The following is a 24,943-nucleotide window of genomic DNA, read 5'->3' as shown; positions in this document are numbered from 1 at the left end:
TTACAGCAATTCTCCTGCTTTACTTGAGGACGCAAAATCTCAGGAGGCTAAAGTCGGAGTCAAGTCACAATGCCGGAAGACATTCGTCAGGCAGGTTCTGCAGACCTGTCTGGAAACTCAGGAAACGAAGAAAGCATTTTTCTCATTTATTGGGCTCTATGCGTTTTTTTTGCGTTTTTTTTCCGTGACTCCGGCCTGTGGCTCCGTTTTAAACTAATTCTAATAATTTCGGGCAATGATAAGTTTATTCCAGGTCAATTCCGGGTAATGATAAGTTTATTCCAAGTCAATTCCGGGTAATGATAAGTTTATTCCAGGTCAATTTCTAAATTACCTCTAATAATTTCGGAAAACTCCGGTTTACTCTGTTAACCGAGTTGCCTGAAGTTATCCTTAATTAATTCTGCTCTTATAAGTTAATTTTGACTTATTCCAGGGGTCATTTCTTCCCTCAGCAGAGGAATTTTTTAACTCCAGAACTCCTCTTCGTAATTATCGGGGAGGTCTATGTCCATTACTTCATCAAGTTTTTTACGTTTATCCCTGTTTTCAGTTGTTTTTCCTGGTTTTTCTTCCCTGCCGGAAGGATAAATAATTTTCTTTTCTCCTTCGTCACAGGACGAAAAGATTGTTGCATGCTTATCCCTGGAGATTACTTTCTCCTGGACTTTTGGTTTTTCCTGAACCTTTGGCTGTGGCTTTGCATATATAATCGTGTCTTCTTCGACAGGATCTTTTTTCAGCCTGGCTTCCAGCCGGAGGGAAGCTTTCTCAGCCTCGCTTGAGGCTTGCCTGCCCTGCATCCTTTTCTCGGGGCTTTCTTCGGGGTGTTTCTCCGTTTTTTCGTCCACGATTGCTTCATGGCGTCCGAAGAAACATTTCTGGGCATCTTTTTCCTGAGAAGGTTTTACCTCTCTTCTCTCAAGATGTTTTTCAGGAGATTTTTCAGGAGGTCTTTCAACAGGTCTTCTAGGGGTCCAATCTCCTTTCTCCGAGGTGTTCATCCGGGGGAGGGGCTGTCTTCCTAACTTGCGGAAAGTTTCTTCAGCGTAGGTGTCTTTTTTCCGGTCATCCCTGCCGGACCTGACTTTACTTGTTGCATTGTAGCCTATAATGCAGGTGGGTTCTCTCGTTCTCCATTCCAGGCAGAAGAGGTGGCATTCCCGCCCTTTACATGTCTGGTTTTCATCAAGTGGGCAAACTTCTGGGAGGGTCATAATACTAAGAATACGCAGAATATAAAAAATAGTTAACGGTAATAAAATTGGAGTAAAATGATCAGAGCCTTTTCAGGGCTTCTGCAATAAGAGGAGAAACACTCAACAGGCTTTCGGCCTTTTCGAGGGTATCGGTTGCGATTATATCTTTTACTCCTGCATTGAATAGCCTTAGAACTGCATTTCTTGTAAGGACAGGGTGCACACAGGCAAGGTGGACATCAATTGCTCCCTGGGCTTTGAGCATCCGGATTGACTCGGCCATCGTCCCCCCGGTAGCAATCATGTCGTCTACCAGGACAACGTGCCTGCCGGTTACATCAAGGTTTTTTGTCTTGATCACAACAGTATCCCCGCTGAGCCTTGTTTTCTGGAGGTGGTCATAGTCAAAACCATGCCCTGAAGCCACATTCTTCACAAGCTCCTGGGCTCCTTCGTCGGGGGCGACCAGCATGGGGTTTTCGAGGCCCGAACCTGCGATGTATTTCCCCACAAGGTTTGCCGCATCAAGATTTACTGCAGGGCAGGGGAAGTGCTCAAGTATACTTCTTTCGTGAATGTTTATCGTGAAGACCCGGTCGGCGTTAATACAGCGAGCAATAGCGCGGGCACTTATGGGTTCTCCCGGCTTGAACTTCTTGTCCTGCCTGGCGTACCCCATGTAGGGAATTACAACATTGATTTCAGCCGCCCCCTCGCAGGCATCGATAAGCTGGAGCAGGGAAACAAGATCGGAATCCGTGGGCGTGCTCTGGATAAGGGTCACTTTTTCGTTTTCTATTTCGGCTGCGATTTTAAGGTAAAGTTCCCCGTCAGGGAAACGGTTAAACTCGCAGAGCACAGGCTCTGTCCCGAGAGCCCTGGCCGTGCGGCTGGCAAGTAACTGTGATGCTGGTCCACCTATGATCTTCAAGATACATACCTCAGTTTGCCGTCTTGATATATTCCATCCTTTAAAAAGCTTATTTTAAATGGACCCCATTTTTTAGGCTTTTACCTCTTCGAACCTTTTACCCTTTGAGCTTTTCAAGCACCCTGATGTTTCTTATCAGGGTATGCGGGTAGTTCCCGGTTTCATCCTTTTCGGCGGATTTTACCATGTCCCAGACGGTAAGCAGCGCAACCGAAACTCCTGTCAGAGCTTCCATTTCCACTCCTGTCTTCCCGACAGTCCGGACCTCTACCACTGCAGAAACCGCATCTTCTCCTATCTCGAAGTCCACATCTATCCCGGTTATCGGGATCTGATGGCACATAGGAATTATCTCGGGAGTCTTTTTAACTGCAAGCACGGCTGCAACCCTTGCAGTTGCAAACACATTTCCTTTCTCCACGGTTCCTGTCCTTATTTTCTCTATTGTTTCTGCGGAAAGTACGATTTCTCCTGCAGCCCTTGCCATCCTGGTAACATTGTTTTTTTCGCTTATATCGACCATTCGCGCCCTGCCGGCTTCAATATGAGTAAATGACTTTTCCACAAAAATCACCGCGTTTTTTATCTCTCTGGAGCTCTACACAGCTATCTGGAAGGCTACAGAACTTTTAATCTTTTTGTAATTTCTGATCTTTTTGCCAGACTTTTTGCTGGAACCTCTTTGCTAGAAGTCCATTTTGTCCGCAGTCCCTGGTTCCTTAATTTTCTGTTCAGCCAATTTTCTGCTCAGTCAATTTTCTGTTCAGTCAATTTTTTGTTCAGCCAATTTTCTGCTCAGTCAATTTTCTGTTCAGTCAATTTTTTGTTCAGCCAATTTTCTGTTCAGTCAATCCGGATTTGTTTCCGCTGCGAATAGTCCTCAATTGCCTGTCCCAGTTTCTCTGCCAGTTCCTCGGCTTCTTCAAGGTTAAGTTTTACAACTTCTTCATCTTCCCCATGGAAAATCGTAAGCCTTATTCTTGTCCTTTCAATTTCCACATCTATTTTTCTCTCAAAATCGTGTGTCATTCTCCGTTCCCCCTTCATGGTATAGAATTTATGTTGCAATACAGAAATATTACTTTTGCATTACTTCAGTTTTTTCAGCTACTATTTGAGTATTATCCGAACCATTTTTGTCCACACCTTCTTTATCTGAGCTTATTTTGGTCCGACCTTTTTGATACGATCTACTTTGATCTGAGTGGTGCCTGATTTTTATCCATATATTGCTTCCGTACCATTTTCAGAGCTATTTTAACTGCAAGTGTTTCACCCGATTCCTGCCTCTTTGATTATTTCAGGAATCATTTCAATCATGTCAGTTGCAAGCAGTGAATTTCCCGCTTTCTCAAAGGCCAGGTCTCCGGCTGCCCCATTGATGTAAGCTGCACAGGCTGCGGCAAGGAACGCCGGGTTTCTGGAAAACAGCGATCCTGTAATGCCTGCCAGTACGTCTCCGGTCCCTCCTACGGTCATGCCCGGGTTTCCTGTCCTGTTCAGGAGAGTCTGTTTTCCGTCAGAAATAATGTCCACCTTTCCCTTCAGGAGAGCCACCACACCTTTTTCCTCCGCAAATTCCCTGACAGCTTTTTCGCGGGCTTCAAGGGAGTCCGGAGTTTCCATGTCTCTCAGGCGTGCAAATTCTCCTGAGTGGGGGGTCACTATTATTTCACAGTTCCCTGCAAGGGTTTCGAAGAGCGTGCCTGAAAGGGCTGAAAGGGCATCGGCATCAAGGACCGCTTTCCTGCAGAAGGGCAGAAGCTTTCGGACAGTTTCCAGGGTCTCTGTTGCTCTCCCAAGCCCCATTCCCATTACAACCACATCATTGGAGTTGATGAGGTCCGGGAGGATGGATAGGTCTTCGGGGCAGAGTACGCTTGAAAAGAGTTTCCGGACAATAAGGTCTGGAGAGTAAGAAGCTACGATTCCGGCTACTGATTCGGGTGCTGCTACCGTTACCAGATCCGCCCCCGTCCTTAAGGCTGCAAGGGCTGCAAGTGCCGGCGCTCCGGAGTAAGGCCCCCCTCCGATGATAAGGATCCTCCCTGCATTTCCTTTGTGCGCTTCCGGCTTTCTCTTCTGAAGCATCTGCAGGTCGCCGGGGCCTGCATAGTGTTCGGCATCCGCGCAGACTCCGATCTCTGCAACCTTTATCATGCCTGTATACTCTTTTGCCTGCTCATTCAGGAGCCCGGCTTTCATGCGGTGAAAAGTTACGGTAAGGTCTGCATATACAGCTTTTTCAAAGCTCCCTCCGTCAGGATCAAGCCCCGACGGGATATCCACGGAAATTACTGTTTTTCCGGCTTTCCCTTCGCTATTTATAAGGTCTATTGCAGTTGACTCGGGCTCCCTTATGCTTCCCTTAACCCCTGTACCGAAGATGGCATCAATAAGCAGGTCAGCCTCCGAAAACCACCCTGAGGCTGCAAGCTGACCTGAATCTCTGATTTCAAGGGTCTGCACCCTGCTGAATTTCAACAGGGAATAATTGTGAAACGCTTCTTTTGTCCCTATATCCCGGTCTTTTCCGAGCAGGGCCACCCTGACACTATATCCTGGAATGCCTGCAAGGTGTCTGGCAGCAACAAAAGCATCGCCTCCGTTATTCCCTCTACCTGCCACAAACAGTACCTTTCCGCTGGCAAGCTCTTCCTTTACACTTTGTGCAACAGCTGCACCCGCATTTTCCATTAACTGGAGCGGGGATAATCCAAGGTAAGAACAGTTGGTATCGATTGCCTTCATCCGTAAAGAACTGATATATTTCATGCTGATTGCCTGCAGGTCTTTTTATCTGATTTTTCTGGTTTTTCCGGTTTATCTGGTTTTTCCGGTCTTTGTATTTGTTGCTTCATCGAGATTCTTCAAGAATCCGTATGTTCGATAATGCACTTATCTTTTTACGAAATCCGGATTCTCCATATTACCCGAATTTCCTGGCTATTTTTATACCGAGATAATTCAAACTGAAAAAAATTCATATGGAGTCATTAAGTATATACGCTACATTCCAATATAACATGTATACAGGGTAGAGTCCCTGGTTAAACCGTAAGAAACCGGGCTATGCCATCACATTAAACAGGCTTATACGGAAATTAAGGCAAGGCTGTTGCCGGGAATGCTGATTCCATAATAAGTAACTTCATTAATAGTAACAAATGTATAGTAAGAGGCGCTAATAACTAAAGTTAGAAGAGCTGAGGATAAAGGTTAATATCAGCGCTTAAATTGTAAAAATGAAAATGAAGCCAATTAGTTACTTAAGATTAATTTAAAGCCAATTATTAAGATTAATTTATATAGTGGATTCTGTATTGAAATAATCTTAAATAGCCCTATGTCTAACAATGTAATGTTTTTACTTAATTCCTTTATCGGGATTTAAATAGAGAGAAATGTAAAAAATTGTAACCAGGCAGGAATCTGTTAAATGTTTGCTTTCCTTTTCACATGTCTGGACTTACAGGAGAGCAGGAGGATAACTTTTGGCTAATTCTTCAAAAGATGCGGATAGCAGCCTTAAGAGCACGGTTAAACCCAGATACCTTATTCTGGGTAGCGGCAGTGTTGGTTTTGCACTTGCAAAAGAGCTCAGGGAAAGCAATAAGCTTGTAATTATTGTAGATAAGGACGAAGCCAAGGTTGAGACTCTCAGAGAAGAAGGCTTTGAAACCATTCTTGGAGACATCTCTGACACCGAGCTTGTTAATAATATTGACCTTAAAAATGTCGTTGCAATACTCTTCCTGAGTTCCAACAACGAGGCTAACAGGAAAGGAATTGAAAACTTCAAGAAAGTATTAAACCCTGATATCCAGATCTTTTCCCGTTCTTCGGACATAATCAATAAAGAAAAGATGGAAGACCTGGGGGCAGACTACGTCTTCATGCCCTCGAAGCTTGTTGCCAGCTCCCTTTCCCGTTCCCTTGAGAGGGCTGAATCAGTCCACAGAGGCAATAGGCTTGCCCGGTGGCTGAAAGGGATCAGAGATAAAAAACTTGCTATCGTAATCCATGACAACCCGGACCCGGACGCGATCTCAAGCGGACTTGCTTTAAAGGAAATCGCAAAAAACCTTGGAGTTGAAGCGAATATCCTTTACCACGGCAGGATCGGGCATCAGGAAAACAAGGCTTTTGTAAACCTTCTCGGGATAGACCTCAGCAAGATGGAAGAGCATGACCCGAAGAACTTTGATGAAATTGCCCTGATAGACTGCTCCATCCCCGGTGTTAATAATATGGTCCCCCTCAACTCCTATGTGGGGATCGTGATAGACCACCACCCGCCCGGAGAGACCGAGATAAAGGCTGATTACATAGACATCCGGCCCAACTTCGGGGCAACAGCCACTATTATGACAAAGTACCTGCAGCAGCTCAATATCAATATCTCGAAGACCCTCGCAACGGCTCTGCTTTACGGGATCAGGACGGACACGCAGGACTTCAAGCGGAAAACCGATCCTGCAGACCTCTCAGCTGCGTCGTATCTTTATCCCCTTTCGAACCACGGGATCCTGGACCAGCTCGAGCAGCCTTCAATGGCTACCGAAACCCTCGAAGTGCTCGGGGAAGCCATCCGGAACCGGCAGGTAATCGGGAGTTACCTCCTCTCAAATGTCGGGAACATCCGGGATAGGGACACTCTGCCTCAGGCTGCGGACTATCTCCTTAGCCTTGAAGGGATCTCCACAACCGTTGTCTTCGGAGTCACTGAGGACCGCATCTATATCTCGGGCCGCAGCACGGATATCAGGGTCAACCTGGGAGAGATCATGCGCCAGGCTTTCGGAGAAGACGCTGGAGGGCATGCAAATGCAGCAGGTGCCCAGATCCCCCTTGGAGTTTTCAGCGCCACAAAAGACCGGCAGACCCTCTTGAGGCTCGTTAACGAAGCAGTTGTCAAGAGATTCCTAAATGCCGTTGGAGTTGAAAGTACGGGAGAATAAGCCGGAAAAAAATAGTGGTCGGAAAAAGTATTGTTTTCAGCGAAAGGAAAAAAAATACTTTTTTCAACGAAAGTCATCATTTATCTTTCGATCATTTATCTTTCGAAGGGAGAAAAGAAGGAAAGATTTTTCTCTTTCCCTCTATTATTTTCGGATTTCTTATTCTCTGGGTTTCTTTTTATTTTCAAATTTTTTCATTCCCCGACTTTTTCCACTTCTAAAGCCTTATTATTCGTTGTCTGCTTCATTCAGGGGAATATTTGCCTCTATTCTGGTCCCGTTCAAAATGTCGTTCTCAGTTACCTTAATCCCTTCAATAGTTGAGTTTTCTCCTGCAGTCAGCGAATAAGCAGAGGTTGCATAAACTTCATTTCCTGTATTTTCGGTCGAATAGGGCACGGTTATTTCAAATGAGCCGTTCTCATCTGCGATATCCCCGTTCTGGTATAAGAATTTCCGTCCCGTGTTTGAACTGACTTCAAGTTTTGCAATAACGGTCTCGTTAGGGCCTGCAGTGCCTGAAAGTGTGGCTCCCTTAACATATTCAAATACCTTTACAGTGTTTCCGTTACTGCTTTCATTCTCTGTGGTATTCGGCGTACTTTCATGGATCAGCCTGAGGTTTCCAAGACCTATTCCGTCAATTTCGTGAAGCTTGTATACCTCTGTATCCATATAGGCCTGTTTGGCAGACGCAACTGTCCTGATGCCTGTTTGTTCTTGAACAGTCGTGACCTCGTAATAGTCTTCAATCTCTTTTCCTGCGAGTTCGACAATAGATCCGAACTTACCTTTTGCCATCTGCGTGTCGGTTATAACATATTTCACATTGAGTTTATCCATTATTTTTTTAGCTTCTTCTTCGGAATTAGAGATAAAGAAGCTTGCAGAATCTTCTACCCCTGCCTGGAAGTTATTGGAGATTGCGGGCCTTTTTCCTATATATATGATCCAGTTTCCGTAGTCCCACCAGCTAAGGACCCCGTACTCAGGGGTTTCTGCGGGTTCGAGATAATAGGAAGTTGCAGGGGTTGAGGCTTCAAGCCATTTGAGAGAGTCCTGCCATCCAGGGTCGATTGAAGCGGCATCCTTTGCAAAAGCAATTCCTAACCATATGGAAGGCACAAAGACAAGCCCTATCAAAGCCACTCCTGAAACCAGTTTGAAGTAGTCAGGTTCGGTTGACGTGCTCTTTGATTCTGTTACATGTCTGTTTTTTGATTTCGTTTTTGATCCCGTTCTTTTTCCTTTTTGGAGAGGGGAATCCGAGGTTTTCTCTGTCACTTTTCCAGATTTTGCCAGCTTTTTAACTTCTTTTCCGAAATCAAGAGATTCCAGTAACACCCAGAGGATATACGCGGTAAGAATTGAGATATTTACTGCAAAAAGGTAGGTAAAGCGCCTCTGGGAAAGGGCAAGGTATGCATAAAAAAGTGTCCATAACAGGAAAAATATCCCTTCTGGCTTTGCCTTTTCGCCTTTTAACTCAAGGCCGAACAGGAAAAATCCTGCCAGTGCAGCAAGGAGAGTAAGCCCGAAGCTTCCCAGTACCGATGAGAAGGTAAGTTTTCCCTGTGAGGTCAGAAACAGGGGCACTGCTTCGGAAATTGTGCCTATGTATTCCCCTTTTCCCGAAAAGAACCTCAGGCCTTCAATAATGAAACCATAATATTCGATGGAAAATATCCGGACGAGAAGAAGCCCTGAGCCTAAGACGAGTATTAAAACGCCGGGGTAGTACTTCCAGTCCATTTCTTTCTTTGAGATGTATGTTGAAAAGCCCCATAAAAGGAGTAAACCTGCTAACAGGATCAGTACATACACTACCTGGAACCAGGAAAGATACACTGCACTCATTTCAAGCCCGGGGCGGATTTCCCCTGCTGAGAGGGGAATTGTAAACAAAAGTGTTGCAAACAGAGTTATAGCCGAGCAGATAAAGAGGTAATCTGACCCTTTTCCTACTTTAAGGTCGATTGTTCTCTGAACCAGTGCATAGAGGACAATAAAGCTGATAAAGACAGGAGCTCCTACCCAGGTAAAGATAAGGAGCGAAAAAAATATTCCTGAAGCTGCTGCAAGTCCCAGGGGATTTAAGAGGTTTTTATCGGAAGATATGTTCTTGAGCGAACTTAATGTAAGGTTTCTTTCCCCTGCCAGTTTTATGGCAAGTATGAAAAGTGCATAGGCTGCTGTTGAGAGTAACACTTCAGCTACATGGTGGTCGGCGGCCCCAAAACGGGATATATATACATGGGCAGGGAGAACCGCAAAAATGAGAGCTCCGAGAAGCCCTGTTTTTTTGTCAAAGACCGAAGCTGCCACCACATAAACCGGAATTACTGTCAGGACTCCAAGCAGTACCGGCAAAAGAGCCCCTGCAAATTCGACAGTATGCGTGTCAGGCTGTCCTCCTCCCAGAATTATTGCAAGCAGCGCGCCTAAGAGGTCAAAGAATGGCGGCCATCCGACCTCAAGACCATAAGGATAGTTGAGATAGGTGTCAAAGTTCAGGGAATGAGGGAAATTGGAGACCGTATATAGAATGCGCCGCATATGATAATAGTCATCATATCCCGTGAAGGTTATGCTCCCGTCTGCAGTGAGTGAAGAATAGGTGAGCATGCGGATAATGAAGCCGGCTAAGAGTGCAGCTCCAAGCACGAGAAGATTTTTTGAGAATCCGTTTCGTACATTTCTGTTTTGGTTGATTTTTTCTGACTTCTCCATACCACTCACGTTTATTTTTTAACTACTTATATATTTTAGATCTAATTTAAGAAATCAAGCTTTTCAACAAAAAGGATTTCTACCCTCACCCGGAGAGATACTTATCTCATATCGCCTTTTACCATCATTCTGACCAGTTCTTCAAAGCTGACCTTTGTTTTCCAGCCAAGTTTTTCTCTGGCTTTTGAAGGGTCTCCTATCAAAAGATCCACTTCAGTCGGTCTGTAAAACATCGGATCAACTTCTACGAGTATTTTTCCGCTGTTAGCATCCCTACCGATCTCGTTAACTCCTTCTCCTTCCCATTCAATATCAATGCCTGCCTCTCTGAATGCAAGCTCGGTAAATTCTCTAACGGAGTGGGTTTCTCCTGTTGCGACAACATAATCTTCGGGTTTATTCTGCTGTAAAATGAGCCACATGGCCTCCACATAATCTCCGGCAAATCCCCAGTCACGTTTGGCATTGAGATTTCCAAGGTAGAGTTTATCCTGAAGCCCTTTTTTAATCTTTGATACAGCTATTGTAATCTTCCTGGTAACGAAAGTTTCTCCTCTCAAAGGAGATTCGTGATTAAACAGGATACCGTTGCAGGCAAACATGTCGTAAGCTTCACGGTAGTTTACGGTAATCCAGTAAGCATACAGTTTAGCTACCGAATAGGGACTTCGGGGATAGAAAGGAGTGCTTTCTTTTTGTGGGACTTCACGTACTTTCCCGAATAATTCACTGGTTGATGCCTGATAAAACTTAGATTTGTCTTCAAGCCCGAGAATTCTTATTGCTTCCAGAATACGAAGGGCTCCAAGTCCGTCCGAGTTCGCAGTGTATTCGGGAGTCTCAAAAGAAACCTGGACATGACTTTGGGCGCCGAGGTTGTAAATTTCATCAGGTTCGATTTCCTTAATAAGTCTGAAAACGTTTGCCGAATCGGTCAGGTCTCCGTGGTGCAAAATAAATTTGGAGTTTTCTTGACAGGGATCTTGCAGGAGATGATCTATACGTCCGGTATTGCTCAGAGACGATCTTCTGTGCATCCCGTGCACAGTATATCCTTTATTCAACAGGAGTTCGGCAAGGTATGCTCCATCCTGCCCGGTCACTCCTGTAAGTAATGCGACTTTAGACATTTTTACCACGCAATTTCAAATATATTTTAACATTTTACGAATTCCAGGTCATTTTTGACCATCATTCTAACCAGTTCTTCAAAATTTACTTCTGGCATCCATCCAAGTTTTTCTCTGGCTTTTGAAGGGTTTCCGACTAATAAGCTTGACTCAAGGGGCCTGTAAAACCTGGGGTCTACCTCGACCAGGACCTCACCTGTTATAGCATTTCTCCCTTTTTTCTCAAGCCCCTCTCCTTCCCATTCGAGTTCAAAACCGACCTCTCTGAATGCAAATTCCACCATTTCCTGTACCGAATGGGTTTCACCTGTTGCAATCACATAATCATCCGGTTTATCCTGTTGCAACATCAGCCACATAGCTTCAACGTAGTCTCCTGCAAATCCCCAGTCTCTTTTTGCATTCAGATTCCCAAGGTACAGTTTTTCTTGAAATCCTTTTTTTATTCTGACCGCAGCCCTGGTAATTTTTCTTGTAACAAAATTTTCGGGCCTTATTGGGGATTCATGATTAAAAAGGATACCATTGCAAACAAACATATCATAAGCTTCACGATAGTTTATGGCAATCCAGTAGGCGTACAACTTGGACACTGCATAAGGGTTCCTGGGGTGAAAGGGGGTATTTTCATTTTGCGGGTTTTCCGGGGAGTTCCCGAATAAATCCCCGGTAGAAGCCTGGAAAAATCTTGTTTTCTTTTCCAGCCCAAGAGTACGGATAGCTTCGAGGAGGCGCAGGGTGCCAAGTGCATTAATTTCTGCTGTATATTCCGGTCGGTCAAAAGAGGTCTGAACATTGCTTTGGGCTGCCAGATTATAGATCTCATCCGGACGTACCTCTTGAACAATTCTTAGAAGCTTCGAATAATCGGTCATGTCACAGAAGTGAAAATGAAGATTTGTGTTTTTCTGCTCTGTGTTTTTCTGCTCTTTATCCTTGTCTTCGTTTCTGGTAGAAGATTCTCTTTTTATTCCATGTACTACGTACCCCTTATCTAATAAAAGCTTTGAAATGTATGTTCCATCCTGGCCTGTTATGCCTGTTATCAGTGCGACCTTTGTCAAGGAATCACCTGGTTTACTCCCAATTCTTCTCCTGCAGAAGATCGGATATTTATTACCTTAAAAACGTAGCTCCCTTTGCAAAAAGCATATCTTCTTAATCTATATAAACTAATTGATACACAATATTTTTGTTAACTTACTGTTAAATTGTTATTACTCTATATGATTTGAATGGATGCCTCCAGGTTATTCTTGTTAAATCCTTTGTTCAGGTTGTAACTGGAGACTCCTGTGGGATAATTAAAGTCCAGCTAAGCGAATCTGGACATTAAATGGGGCTATATTTCGAAGTAAGTGACGGAATTTTTATCAAAATTAGAATTCGGTTCGAAACACATATAAATCCCAATTTAAATTTAACATGAAATAATTAAAAAATGAGAACAAACATGAAAACAGCAATCTTTCATGATTACTTCGGAGCTATTGGTGGTGGGGAAAAAGTTGTCATCACTCTAGCACATTTATTGAACGCTGATATTATCACTACGGATATGGATGCAGTTGATAAACTGGATACAGAAGTAAATGTGATATCTCTAGGGCATACACAGAAAATCCCCCCGTTAAAGCAGATTTCCGCAACCGAAAAATTTTATTCCTGTAATTTTTCAAATGATTACGATTTTTTCATCTTCACAGGGAACTGGAGTCATTATGCAGCTCACAGGCACCATCCCAACATGTGGTACTGCTACACGCCTGTAAGGGCTTTTTACGATCTCTACGATACTTTCTTACAGAGGCAGGATTTTATTACAAGGCAGGCTTTTCGTACCTGGGTACACGGCCACAGGTGGCTTGATCAAAAATCCATTAAGAATATCAATCAGATTGTCACGATTTCAAAAAATTCCCAGAAAAGAATAGAGAAGTATCACCACAGAAACGCTGACATAATTTATCCCCCTGTTGATGTTTCTAAGTTTAAATGTGAGGAATACGGGGATTTCTGGCTCTCGGTGAACAGGCTTTATCCTGAAAAAAGAGTCGAATTGCAAATTGAAGCTTTCAGACAAATGCCTGATGAGAAACTCATTATCGTGGGTGGCTATGCAAAGGGGGACCATGCTGAAAAATATGCAAAACATATAAGTAATAAGCTACCTGACAACGTGAACATACTTGGAGAAGTTTCGGAAAAGGAATTAATTGACCTTTACTCCAGGTGCAGAGGTTTTATCTGCACGGCACTTGACGAAGACTTTGGCCTGACCCCTGTGGAAGCAATGGCAAGCGGAAAACCTGTTGTTGCGGCAAACGAAGGAGGGTTTAAAGAGACCGTTACTGAAAAAACGGGTCTTCTTATAAATGCGGATATTCACAGCGTTATAGAAGCTGTCAAATTCGTATCTCGTGAACCCGAAAGTTACAGGGATGCCTGTCTTGAACAGGCAAAATGCTTTGATCTTTCGATTTTTAGTGAAAAGATAAAAAATGTGGTAAATAATGATCGTTAAGCATCTGAAAGAGCTCTATGGATACAGGAACCTTATCTGGCAGCTGGCATGGAGCGAATTTAAATTGAGATATAAAAATTCTATACTGGGTTATTTCTGGTCACTTCTGGAACCAATGCTTATGCTCCTGGTTCTATATGTGGTTTTTTCGAATTTGATGAAGGTCCAGGTAGAGTACTACCAGTTGTTTTTGCTTCTTGGAATCATTTTATGGGGTTTTATGAGCAGGGCTACTACTATTGGAATGTTTTCCATAGTAGGAAAGCCAAATATGGTTAAGAAAATCTACTTCCCAAGGGATATATTTGTTATTTCCTCATGTATAACAGCTTTGCTGATGAGTATTTTCGAGTCTTTGATATTCATAATGTTTATGTTATTTTTCCGCGTACCAATTTCCATCAACCTTGTCTACACGCCGTTTATTCTGGTCTGCCTGTTTATCGTCTCACTCGGCCTCGCTCTGGCGCTTGCCGCCTTGAATGTATATTACAGGGATGTACAGTTTATCTGGCAGGTTCTTTTGCAGATCGGATACTTTGCAACTCCTATCCTCTACACCATCGACATATTCCCTGAAAATCTACAAAAATTCGTTCTATTGAATCCGATTGCACGGGTACTTACTTCTGCACGGGATACTATTATTTATTCATCTCCAGCTAAAACAGAAGACCTTTTATTTATGGCCCTTTCATCAATAGTCTTCCTTCTGATAGGATATGTTATTTTTTCCAGATTGGAATCAAGATTTGCGGAGGAAATCTGATGACGGCAATTGAGGTTGAGCATCTGCACAAAACATTTCGTATACCTCATGAAAAAAGAACAACTATCTTTGAAACTCTGACCGATGCTTTCAAGCCTCCAACTTATGAAACTTTCCATGCACTCAGAGATATTAATTTTACAGTTGAAGAAGGTGAAGCTCTTGGAATTATTGGAGAGAATGGAAGTGGAAAGAGTACTTTATTGAAAATTATTGCAAACATTCTTCGCCCGTCATCCGGGAGAGTTACTGCCCTAAAGAAAATCACACCTTTCCTTGAGCTCGGGGTCGGTTTCCAGTCCGATCTGACGGCTGCAGAGAACATAAAAATCTATGCAACCATCATGGGCATGCAAAAGAGGGAAATTAACGATAAACTGGACGATATTATTGAGTTTGCAGGGCTTGAAAAATTCAGGGATACCAAGCTCAAAAATTTCTCATCAGGTATGCAGGTAAGGCTTGCTTTTTCAACAGCAATTCAAACTGATCCGGAAATTCTTTTGATGGATGAAGTTCTGGCAGTGGGAGATATGGAGTTTCAGCAGAAGTGTCTGGACGTCCTTAGCCAGTATCAAAAAGATGGAGTTACAATTGTTTTCGTCTCACACGACCTTGGGTCAGTAAGGAGGTTCTGTGATAGAACACTGCTTCTGAATAAAGGAGAGCAGGTTGTTTTAGGGGGCACCGGAGAAGTAATTGACCGTTATGTGTATGGCGGTGGAGATGAAGCACCTGTATCGGAAAGCCAGAATGAGTTGGAAGTTGTTGAGTCGGATGCGGAGTCTGAAGGTAAAAGTTCTAGGTGGGGAGATAAGACCATTGAGATCACAGGTGTGGACTTCTATGATAAATTCGGCAATAAAGGCTCAAGGTTTAACTCCTTTGATCCTATGACAATCAGGATTTTTTATAGTGCAAATAAAAAGGTCTCTGATCCAGTGTTCGGAATTGCTCTGTATTCCGAAAACGGAGAAAACCTTTTTGGAACGAACACGGAATTAAAAAATATCGAAATTGGCACTCTTGAGGGCAAAGGGCATGTTGACCTGATGATAGAGAGAATTCCTATGATAACAGGAAGATTTCTACTGACAGTAGCCGTGCATACTCACGATCAAAAACCGTACGATTGGCATGATAAACAGTATTCTTTTAATGTAATGCCAACCAGTAGAGATGCTGGACTTTTTGAAGTGCCTTGCAACTGGAAAATCTGAGTTCGGATGTGGGATTTATGGATTCATTTGACATTAATACTGAAACTGATGAAGAGGAAATCAACGTTGAAGAAATAATGAGAAAAATAAGGGAAAATATCAGTGAGCGGAAAGGATCAGGTTTTTTTCCGGAGAAAAACATGGGATATCCTCAACGGGGTCCTTTCACTGAGTCATCTCTAGGTGGAAGTAACATCCAGAGGGACCTTGAGTATCTAAACTCCAACTGGGATATTCAGAACAACAGTTATTTCATAAGTTCTCATCGTTCGGTTGTGGGGAAATTCCTTATTAAGGGTAGAGAACTCGTACATGGAGAAGTCAGACGGTATGTGGATCCCGTTATCTGGAAACAAACAGAGTTTAATGGGAGTACAGTTCGCCTTTTTAATGATGCTGCAGACAGGTTCACTTCTTTTGATAGAAAGATAGAGCAGCTCCAATCCGAAATGGATTCAAATATAGAGGAGCTTAGACCTGAATTAGAGAATAAGATCGAAAAACTCAGACTCGAGTCCGAAAAAAAGGTCGATCAGCTAAGGTCTGAAATGGATAATAGTATAAAGGCAGAAGTTAGTTCTGTAATTGCTTCAATAAATCTGGACCTTGAAAATAAGGCATGGTTGGCCGGTATACTTGAGGGAAAAATAAAAGAAGGGAGCAAAAATGAAATCATTGAAACCTCTGATTCCAGTAACTTGGACATTAATTATTTCAGATTCGAAGAACAGTTTAGAGGTTCAAGAGAAGACATAAAGCAACGACAGTCTCATTTTATGCATTATTTCGTTGGCTGTTCTAATGTTCTGGATATCGGGTGTGGAAGGGGTGAATTCCTGGAGTTAGCAAAAGAGCTTGGTATCGGTGCAAAGGGTATTGATATCGATGATATGATGGTTGATTATTGTATTTCAAAAGGGTTGAATGTCGAGAGAAACGAAGCAATTTCATATCTTGAAAAACTTGATGATAAAAGTTTTGATGGAATTTTTATCGACCAGGTAGTTGAACACCTGGAACCCAGTTACCTGATTAATCTGCTCCAGCTATGTTTTCAGAAACTCAAGTATGGATACTACATTTTTGTGGAAACCGTAAACCCACTTTCTCTGTTCTCATTTGCTAATTTTTACATAGATATGACTCATAAAAAACCAGTTCACCCTGAAACCCTTAAGTTCCTGCTGGCTTCAGCCGGGTTTAGAGATCTGGATACCAGATACATATCTCCTGTCTCAGAGGAAGCAAGATTGCAAAAAGTTCCGGTTAATAATGGCATGGAAGAATGGGCAAAGAACTATCTTGATACCTATAACCGGAACATCGAGAAGCTGAACAATATCCTTTACGGGGCACAGGATTATGCCGTAATAGGTAAAAAATGACGGTGAAAGTAATGAGAATTGCAATTGTTGCACCAAGCCCGGTACCTTTTACCGTTGGAGGAGCGGAAAAACTCTGGTGGGGGCTGCAGAATTATATAAATGATCATACAACTCACCAGTGTGAGTTATTGAAGGTACCCACCCGGGAAAATAATTTTTGGGACCTGATAGAGTCATATTCTCAATTTTATAACCTGGACCTTTCCTATTTTGACATGGTCATCTCTACCAAATATCCAGCTTGGATGGTAAAGCATCAGAATCACATTGTATATCTCCAGCACCATTTAAGAGGTCTGTTTGATACCTATCATTTTTGTAACGAACCGGTATCTGTTCCGCAAAATTTGCGAGTTAACCTGGTAAATGACATTCTTAAGCTAATAGATACGGATGCTCCTTCTGAGAAAAATATTGAAAAACTCTTCGAAAAACTGAATCAACTAAAAGCCGATCAACAGAAGTATAATAGTGAAACCTTTAAGTTCCCGGGTTCATTTATCAGAGCTATCATTCATTTTTTCGATGCATATGCTCTTGCTTCAAATCGGATTAGAAATTACTATGCAATCTCGGAGAATGTAAAACAAAGAAAAGATTATTTTCCTCATGATGCCAGAGTTGGTGTGATATATCATCCGTCAAAAATTGAAAATTTTGTCTGCAAGAGTTATGATTATCTCTTTACTGTAAGCCGTCTTGATGTCCCAAAACGTATTGATCTCCTTGTAAAGGCAATGAAACATGTACATTATAACGTTAAGTTTAAAATTGCTGGCACAGGTCCTGAAGAGAATAGATTAAAAGAACTGGCAAAAGGGGACGAGAGAATTGAGTTTATCGGATATACGAGTGAAGAAGATCTGATTAATTTATATTCAAATGCTCTTGCGATACTGTATATCCCCTATGATGAAGATTACGGTTTAATTACAATTGAAGGAATGATGAGCCATAAGCCGGTTATAACTTCGACCGATAGCGGTGGTTCTTTAGAATTCGTAGACAATTATGAGACCGGTTTTGCTGTTGACCCTAAGCCCGAAAAAATTGCAGAAAAAATTAACTACCTCATGGAAAATAAGGAAAAAGCCATCACAATGGGGAGCAAAGCATATCGAAAAGTAGAAGGTATCAACTGGGGCAATGTTGTCTCTCAGTTGTTAGATGATAAGCAACTGATACCTGATTCTAAAAAGAAAATTCTTGTATTAGCTACTTATTCTTGTTATCCACCAAGGGGCGGAGGTCAACACAGGCTCTATAATATCTATTCGTTGCTTGCAAAAGAGTTTGATGTGACGATCTGTTCAATTATTGAGACAAACAAGCAGTATCAGAATCTTGTTCTGGATAATGGCTTAAGACAAATCTGCATTCCTCAGAGCATAGAACATGCCAGGCATCAGTGGGAAGCCGAGAAAAAAGTAGGTGTAGACCTCTACGATGTGGCTATGATAAATTTCGTTGATTATTCTAAAGAATATGTAGAAAAAGTGAAAGAACTGGCTGAAGACTCGGATATTATAGTTTTTTCACATCCTTATCTATGGCCTTTAAATAAGTTTGTAGATCCCAACAAAAGAGTAATCTACGAAGCTCACAACCTTGAATATTTACTTAAGAAAGATTATGTAAAAGATGCCCGATATACCACCGAAGTATATAACACTGAAAAAGAAGCATCATTAAAATCGGATCTCATATTCTGCACATCTGAAGAAGATAAACAGAATTTAATTGAAATTTATGGTTCAAGGTCTGAAAAAATTCTGGTTACTCCAAATGGTGTTGACACTGCAAGGATACCCTTCATAACAAATGAGGAAAGGGAGAGGCAAAAGAAACTTACAGGATTGTCAGGTTCTATTACCGTTATTTTTGTTGGGAGTTGGCATCCTCCAAACCTTGAGGCATTAAAATTTATTACTGGTGAACTGTGCAAAAAACAGATAAAATATAAATTTATAGTAGTTGGCAGCGTCAAGAATTATTATTTTAACGAATATGGAAAGCTTCCCAAAAACGTTCTGGCTTTTGGAACCGTTGACGAGGATGAAAAATACGAGATTTATAAACTGGCAGATATTGCCATAAACCCCATGTTCAGCGGGTCAGGTACAAATCTCAAGATGCTGGACTATATGAGTGCAGGAATTCCTGTTGTCAGTACTCCTATAGGTTCAAGAGGTCTGGATCTCGAAAATGAGGTTCATGCTCTTATCTCTCCCTCTGAAGAATTCCAGGCAGAAATTTCCAGGTTACTTGAGAGTGGAGAATTGCAGCAAAAATTAAGAATAAATGCAAGAAATCTGGTTGAACAAAAATATTCCTGGGAAATAATAGCACAATCAATTATTGATAAATTAAAGGAGGAAATTAATTGATGAAAGTCGCATTTATAGTCCAGAGATATGGTGAAGATATAATTGGTGGTGCGGAATATCTAACCAGACTTGTTGCTGAACATATGACTAAATATTGTGATGTGGAAGTACTCTCTACCTGTGCAAAAGATTATCACACATGGAAAAATGAGTACAAAAAAGGAACTGAAACAGTAAATGGTATCCAAGTCCGAAGATTTGCAAATTCAAAAAAACGTGATCTAAATAAACACGGCAAAATTCAGGAAAAGGCTTTTTTTACCACTCATAACCTGAAAGATGAAATTTTATGGATAAATGAACAGGGGCCTTACTGCCCTGAATTGATAGACTATATCTCTAAAAATAAGGGCAACTACGATGCCTTTGTATTTTTTACATTCAGGTATTATCCCAGTTATTATGGAATAAAGGAAGTAGGAAACAAATCTTTGGTCGCCCCTTTCGCAGAAAATGATCCTGCTCTTGACTTGTCTACTACTAAAGAACTATTTACGAATGTCAGGGGTATAGTATACAGTACTCCTGAAGAACAAAACTTAATTAAAGCAAAAACGGACCTGAAAGAAGAAGGAAAAATCTTTGACATTGTTGGATGTGGGATCGAAATTCCTGAAATTATCACGGAATACAAGAGTCTGGAAGATCAGGATTATATTCTCTATCTCGGCAGGATTGAAGGTTCTAAAGGCTGTTACCAGTTGTTCGAATATTACCTTGAATTGTTAAAGGAGTCTCCAGAAATTCCTTCTCTTGTTCTGGCAGGATATGATGTCATAGGTGTTCCAAAGCATGATAAGATAAAATATCTTGGTTTTGTTTCCGAGGCTGAAAAATACTCTCTTCTTAAAAATGCCCGGTTTTTGATTATGCCATCTCCCTATGAGAGTTTATCATTAGTTACGCTTGAGTCAATGGGGTGCGGAACTCCTGTACTTGTAAATGGAGAATGTGATGTCCTAAAAGGTCACTGCAAAAGAAGTAATGCAGGTCTCTGGTATCAGAATTATGATGAATTTCGTGAATGCCTGAATTTCTTATGCTCAAACAGGGATATTCTGGATAAAATGGGAGATAATGGAAGAAAATTTATTGAAAAAAATTATACATGGAAAAAAGTAGAAATGAAATATTTACATTTGCTGGAAGAGCTTACAAAAAAGGTGGCTCTACTAGAAAATTGATTCACAAAATTTTTGGAAAATAAATGGGTCTACTTATTTAAAAATCCTTACATTCAGGAAATTGTTGGCAGTGTGCCAATTTTTCTGTAAAATTCTCTCTATATCCTTTTAGTCTTCTTTTTTGATTACTGTTCCATTATTAAATACTTATTTCCTGTGATCCAATCTTCATTAATATCGATCAGTATTGAGACTGATTGTCTCAATACTGATTCCTGGTTAGGGAATGCCCCTACCACCTTGCTTCTTCTTTTTATCTCCTTGTTAGTTCTTTCCATGATATTTGTTGTCCTTATTCTTCTCCAATGACTCTTTGGAAACTGCATATAATTCATTACATCATACTGAAACCTTTCAAGGGTATCAGCTGCGCCTTTATATCCCATCTTATCCAGTTCCCTTATCAAATCGCTGTATTTCTGACGGTCTACCAATGCTTCTTTTATCTTCTCTGCTACTTCTTTTTGCTTTTTTTTTGGAACCTTTTTTAGAGCTTGTCTTGTCAGATGTACATGGCACATCTGCCAGCTTGATCCAATAAAGGATTCTCTAACTGCTTTTTGTATTCCTTTATGACCATCAGAAACAATTAACTTGACACCTCTTAAACCTCTTTCTTTCAGGTCTTCGAATAGATCTTGCCAGAGTAGGGAGTCTTCACTATCTGCCAATCTTGTTCCAAGAATCTCACGATAACCGTCATCCCTGATTCCAGCAACTATAAAGAGAGCTTTATTTTCATAATGAAGTCCGTCTCTTACTTTCAAATAGGTTGCATCGATAAACAGATAAGGAATTTCTTGTTCTATTGGCTTTGAGAGGAATTCAGAAACCTTTTCATCAAGCTCTTTTGTAATTCTGGAAACAGAAGAGGCTGAGATTCCCTTAATTCCTAAGGAAGTCATAACCTTATCCACCCTTCGGGTGGAAACACCTTGCAAGTAAGATTCGGCTACAGCGGATAAGATGGCCTGTTCAACTCGAGAATATTTCTCAAAAACCTCTGTTTCAAAGGGAAATTCACGGAATTGAGGCTTTAATAATTCAAGCTCTCCATACTTGGTAAGGAGAGTACGGGGTTTGTAACCGTTTCTACTGGCTTTGCGAGAATCAGTTCTCTCATAACGTTTTGCACCAGCCTGGAGGAGGGCTTCCTCCTCCATTACAAGGTTTAAAAACCAGGTAATTAACTGGCGAATTCCATCTTCCTGATCGAAAAGATAATCTTTTATGAGTGAGAATAAATCTACCATTGACTCTGCATCCTGTTTTTTTGTGGTGAAGAAAAAGGATACAGAGTCAATCATATTTTACAGAACTTTCGGTACACTGCCAAATTGTTGCTGAAAAAGACCTGTAAGGCTTAAAAGCTGCATTCAAAGATTGCATATGACTTTCCAAGATTTCTGATAAATTTATCAATTTTGTTTCCCTGGTGAGTGGGGCACCGAATGTTACAGTTTTTTCCTCAACTAATTACACTTTTTATTCTGGATTTGTACAGCAGTATTTGATTTGCAGTTAGACAGATCACTTTACTCGGTACATCATTGAAATTAACACACGTAGAGTCATTATGGAGTTAATTTGATCTCCGTTATTGCAATGCTCAAGTCCCTGCTGTCTTTGCTTCCGAACTCCGGGATATCAAGTGGTTTGTCGGTTCCTTCAGGCACTGTTAATTGAATGAAATTCATTCCTTTTTTTAAACTAAGGGGTACTTCTATCTTTGTAAAATTCGTGGGCACAGCATTTGCAGAAATAGGCTCATCGTCCACATGTATTTCAAGTGATCGGGCACGATAGAAACTCATAACTTCCATGCTAAGTGTTGTATCCAAATTAGTATCTGAATACAAATATAAGGTCGAGTTATTTTTCATCCATCTTACAGGTTTATTCTCCCAAAATTCTACATTGTAAAATCCATCATTCAGGATTATCGAACCTCTTTCAAGCTTTGATATATATACCGAATTAACAGTTTTTTCAGTTACTGAGGTGAAAAGAGGATTCAGAATATACGTTTTAGCTTCAATTTTCTCACTGTTAATATTCATTAAATTTCCAAGAGAATAGAAATACGTATCAAATAGGAGGAAAGCTTTATCTTCAGTTTCATTAACATAACCAGAATCTATAGATTGAGCCGCTATATTGATATCCCGAACATTTATATTGTCATTTTTCCATTTGAATCCTCCTACATCATAATTATACACATAGTAAAATGGCCAGTGAGTATACACAGCGTCCGGATTTTGTTTGCTGAGTTCTTCATACCCTTCTAGACGAGCATTTCCTGAATTGGCATAATAAAAAGTCCAGTTTGCTGCAGTTATAAAATTAAAAATCAAAGTTGATGCAAGAATAAATACTACAATAAATTTGATTTTTTCAGAGTAGTCTGACCTCAATATTTTTGAAATACTTGAGGAAAATAGAATTATTAAAGCTGGAAATGCAGGCATTAAATACCTGTAATCCAGAAGGCTGGTATCAATCGCAGGTTTCAAGCCGTATCCTGTTATTTTTCCATTGATTAAAAAGAAAGATGAGAAAGCAGCAATCCAGATCAGCATGGCTAATTCTTTTCTGCCAATTTCTATTTCTGTTCTATTTAATATCACCGAACCTAATAGGCATAGTATCAACAGCCCAAGTAGAATATAATATGGCCGGTAATTGTCAAAAGGAATCAGAGGGAACCAGAAACCCAATTTACTTGGATACATCTCGGACATTACTATTAATAAAATCTGAATTCCCAGTAGTGAGTAAAGAAGGGGCTTATCTTTCTTCCTAATCTTTAAAAAGGCAAATATTGAGAAAAAAAGTATACCGGAGTATATGTACTGTGAGAGTTCCTGTTTAAGAAATCCTGCCCATATTGCTATCGCATCTATTCCGAAGTTTAGTGGGGTGATTATTGAAAAATCATCCATTATTTTTGAATAATACATTGTTTCGAAATAGTAAATTATAGAAATCAAAAACATCAAAACAATTGATATTAATGTTTTTCTGGTTATCTGATGATACACAACAAGGCAAAGAAAAATTGCCGGGAACAAAACAAGGCCAGGAACTTTTATCGAAAAGGCAATAAAGGAAAAGAGCAGGGATAAATAAAAGAACCTGTTTGACCGGGTATTGATGTATTTAAACAAAAAAAGGAATGCTATAATTACAAAACTGGTAAAAGGCATATCCAGATAAGCCCATTTATTTACGAGAATAAATACTGGGAACATAAGGGTAACTATCAAAGCTATAAATGCGGTCAGGTCTTCGTACAACTCTTTGGAAATTGCATATATCCCAAAAATCCCGAAAATATCCAGAAACATATTTATTAAATGAGTTAAAGCTTCTGATTCACCAAATAATCTATAAAATCTTCCCCATATAAGATATAATAATGAATGTCTTTCTTCAGTACTGCCCAGATAGGGGTGGGATAGGTAGTATTTGGCGCGTACAACATGCTGTATAGCATCCCACCTGTATGCAAAATCAAAGCCTGAAAACCAGGTTAATAGAAGAGCAGATACAATAATAATAAGGATCGTTTTTGACTTATTCCTGTAATATTTATATATGCAGAGGGAAAACAGGGGTATTATGAGAAATTTTAATATATTTAAGCCATAAAGCAACTGGTAGTTTTTGAAATAATGGCCCGCAAATAATAATATAATAAAAATCGCACAGATGGATGAGCTAATCACATCAAAATAATTATTCTGTGTTATTCTGCAATATAACTTTTCACAACCTGTATGAAAATCATTTTTTTGAAAGAATGCATGCATGCAATAGTTCTCCTCTTTAAAAGTTATTTTTGCAGTTTATCTTCTCCGTTATGCCTTAAATCTAAATTTTGGCTTTTTCTTGTTTACATTTCTTATTTTCTGCATAACACCATTGTCCATGGAAACGGTTTCCGTACCTCTAGAACGTTAAAGTATGTTCCTACCAATTTCACGAACTCTCTTGAACCCCAATTCTGAGCATGTTCTATATCGTTTCCAAAGCGCTTCAGGTTTTTGCCCCTTAAAAAGTTCATCGTGCGGAAGTAAGGTTCATTAGGCGCACTGAATAAGCAATAACTCTTGGATACTCGCCTGATTTCCTGAAGGGCTTTTTCCGGATTTTCAAGGTGTTCCAGGACTTCTGTTGCAATTACAAGGTCAAAACTATTTTTTTTGAACGATAGGTCGTATACGCTTCCTGCACAAAAATTGCAACCAGGATTTTTTCGTTTTGCGATGTTCAATGCGTTCTTTGAAATATCCACACCTGTAACATCTTCCCTGTTGAGACAATTGATGATAAACCCTTCCCCACAACCTATGTCGATGATGCTGTTTACATCTTCTAATGGAACTATAGTCTCACTCAAATCTTTTATAAATTTGGATATGACCATTCCCATAAGCGGATTTCTGGAGGTATACTTTTTATAGTTCCCACTTTCAGAATCTTGATTCATCTAAATCCCTGCATACAGATAATTTTTG

At 40.7% G+C, this 24,943-nt stretch carries 17 protein-coding genes and 1 pseudogene; 7 read left to right on the top strand and 11 right to left on the bottom strand.

Features of this window, described 5'->3' with window-relative positions; all coding sequences use genetic code 11:
* Window positions 1-467 precede the first annotated feature (467 nt).
* The 5 genes from ACSAZL_RS14975 to ACSAZL_RS14955 all read right to left on the bottom strand — a co-directional run bounded on the left by ACSAZL_RS14975 (window position 468) and on the right by ACSAZL_RS14955 (window position 4,905).
* The gene (locus ACSAZL_RS14975; protein ID WP_440945424.1) at window positions 468-1,217 is read right to left on the bottom strand and encodes a hypothetical protein; all 750 of its coding nucleotides are present in this window, start codon (window positions 1,215-1,217) and stop codon (window positions 468-470) included.
* A 61-nt stretch (window positions 1,218-1,278) separates the two neighbouring features.
* Window positions 1,279-2,130 (bottom strand): ribose-phosphate diphosphokinase, encoded by an 852-nt coding sequence (locus ACSAZL_RS14970; protein ID WP_440945423.1) that lies wholly within the window; start codon window positions 2,128-2,130, stop codon window positions 1,279-1,281.
* Window positions 2,131-2,227: 97 nt separating this feature from the next.
* Window positions 2,228-2,695 carry a cyclic pyranopterin monophosphate synthase MoaC gene (gene moaC / locus ACSAZL_RS14965; protein ID WP_440945422.1) on the bottom strand — a complete coding sequence of 156 codons (468 nt, stop codon included), beginning with the start codon at window positions 2,693-2,695 and terminating at the stop codon, window positions 2,228-2,230.
* Window positions 2,696-2,973: 278 nt separating this feature from the next.
* A complete protein-coding gene (locus tag ACSAZL_RS14960; RefSeq protein ID WP_440945421.1) occupies window positions 2,974-3,159 on the bottom strand; it encodes a hypothetical protein in 186 nt (61 codons plus the stop codon).
* Window positions 3,160-3,402: 243 nt separating this feature from the next.
* The gene (locus ACSAZL_RS14955; RefSeq protein ID WP_440945420.1) at window positions 3,403-4,905 is read right to left on the bottom strand and encodes an NAD(P)H-hydrate dehydratase; all 1,503 of its coding nucleotides are present in this window, start codon (window positions 4,903-4,905) and stop codon (window positions 3,403-3,405) included.
* A gap of 719 nt (window positions 4,906-5,624) precedes the next feature.
* Here ACSAZL_RS14955 and ACSAZL_RS14950 point away from each other — a divergent pair.
* Window positions 5,625-7,091, top strand: coding sequence for a DHH family phosphoesterase (locus ACSAZL_RS14950; protein WP_440945419.1), 1,467 nt, complete (start codon window positions 5,625-5,627; stop codon window positions 7,089-7,091).
* A gap of 228 nt (window positions 7,092-7,319) precedes the next feature.
* Here ACSAZL_RS14950 and ACSAZL_RS14945 read toward each other — a convergent pair whose 3' ends face one another.
* The 3 genes from ACSAZL_RS14945 to gmd (ACSAZL_RS14935) all read right to left on the bottom strand — a co-directional run bounded on the left by ACSAZL_RS14945 (window position 7,320) and on the right by gmd (ACSAZL_RS14935) (window position 12,015).
* The gene (locus tag ACSAZL_RS14945; RefSeq protein WP_440945418.1) at window positions 7,320-9,821 is read right to left on the bottom strand and encodes an oligosaccharyl transferase, archaeosortase A system-associated; all 2,502 of its coding nucleotides are present in this window, start codon (window positions 9,819-9,821) and stop codon (window positions 7,320-7,322) included.
* Between the two features lie 101 nt (window positions 9,822-9,922).
* The gene (gene gmd / locus ACSAZL_RS14940) at window positions 9,923-10,951 is read right to left on the bottom strand and encodes a GDP-mannose 4,6-dehydratase (protein ID WP_440945417.1); all 1,029 of its coding nucleotides are present in this window, start codon (window positions 10,949-10,951) and stop codon (window positions 9,923-9,925) included.
* Window positions 10,952-10,977: 26 nt separating this feature from the next.
* Window positions 10,978-12,015, bottom strand: coding sequence for a GDP-mannose 4,6-dehydratase (gene gmd / locus ACSAZL_RS14935; RefSeq protein ID WP_440945416.1), 1,038 nt, complete (start codon window positions 12,013-12,015; stop codon window positions 10,978-10,980).
* 389 nt (window positions 12,016-12,404) lie between these two features.
* On the opposite strand from gmd (ACSAZL_RS14935), the gene ACSAZL_RS14930 reads away from it, so the two are divergent.
* The 6 genes from ACSAZL_RS14930 to ACSAZL_RS14905 are packed head-to-tail and all read left to right on the top strand — an operon-like array spanning window position 12,405 to window position 20,420.
* Window positions 12,405-13,475 carry a glycosyltransferase gene (locus tag ACSAZL_RS14930; RefSeq protein WP_440945415.1) on the top strand — a complete coding sequence of 357 codons (1,071 nt, stop codon included), beginning with the start codon at window positions 12,405-12,407 and terminating at the stop codon, window positions 13,473-13,475.
* Entirely contained in the window at window positions 13,465-14,244 is a 780-nt protein-coding gene (locus ACSAZL_RS14925) for an ABC transporter permease (RefSeq protein ID WP_440945414.1), read from the top strand. The genes ACSAZL_RS14930 and ACSAZL_RS14925 overlap by 11 nt, the downstream gene beginning before the upstream one ends.
* Complete coding sequence (locus ACSAZL_RS14920) at window positions 14,244-15,464, top strand: ABC transporter ATP-binding protein (protein WP_440945413.1); 1,221 nt, start codon at window positions 14,244-14,246, stop codon at window positions 15,462-15,464. The genes ACSAZL_RS14925 and ACSAZL_RS14920 overlap by 1 nt, the downstream gene beginning before the upstream one ends.
* 17 nt (window positions 15,465-15,481) lie before the next feature.
* A complete protein-coding gene (locus ACSAZL_RS14915) occupies window positions 15,482-16,849 on the top strand; it encodes a methionine biosynthesis protein MetW (protein WP_440945412.1) in 1,368 nt (455 codons plus the stop codon).
* Between the two features lie 11 nt (window positions 16,850-16,860).
* Window positions 16,861-19,236, top strand: a complete 2,376-nt coding sequence (locus tag ACSAZL_RS14910; protein WP_440945411.1) for a glycosyltransferase family 4 protein — start codon at window positions 16,861-16,863, stop codon at window positions 19,234-19,236.
* Complete coding sequence (locus tag ACSAZL_RS14905) at window positions 19,236-20,420, top strand: glycosyltransferase family 4 protein (protein WP_440945410.1); 1,185 nt, start codon at window positions 19,236-19,238, stop codon at window positions 20,418-20,420. The genes ACSAZL_RS14910 and ACSAZL_RS14905 overlap by 1 nt, the downstream gene beginning before the upstream one ends.
* A gap of 125 nt (window positions 20,421-20,545) precedes the next feature.
* On the opposite strand, the pseudogene ACSAZL_RS14900 reads toward ACSAZL_RS14905, so the two are convergent.
* The 3 genes and pseudogenes from ACSAZL_RS14900 to ACSAZL_RS14890 form a co-directional block, all read right to left on the bottom strand.
* A pseudogene (locus ACSAZL_RS14900) lies at window positions 20,546-21,723 on the bottom strand (IS256 family transposase).
* A gap of 271 nt (window positions 21,724-21,994) precedes the next feature.
* Window positions 21,995-24,235 (bottom strand): ArnT family glycosyltransferase, encoded by a 2,241-nt coding sequence (locus ACSAZL_RS14895; protein WP_440945409.1) that lies wholly within the window; start codon window positions 24,233-24,235, stop codon window positions 21,995-21,997.
* A 92-nt stretch (window positions 24,236-24,327) separates the two neighbouring features.
* A complete protein-coding gene (locus ACSAZL_RS14890) occupies window positions 24,328-24,915 on the bottom strand; it encodes a class I SAM-dependent methyltransferase (protein WP_440945408.1) in 588 nt (195 codons plus the stop codon).
* Between the last annotated feature and the right edge of the window lie 28 nt (window positions 24,916-24,943).

The organism is Methanosarcina mangrovi, from assembly GCF_052057765.1.
Classification (GTDB): Archaea; Halobacteriota; Methanosarcinia; order Methanosarcinales; family Methanosarcinaceae; genus Methanosarcina.
The sequence above is the reverse complement of the archived record's forward strand: the minus strand, read 5'-3'. Positions and strand labels throughout refer to the sequence as shown.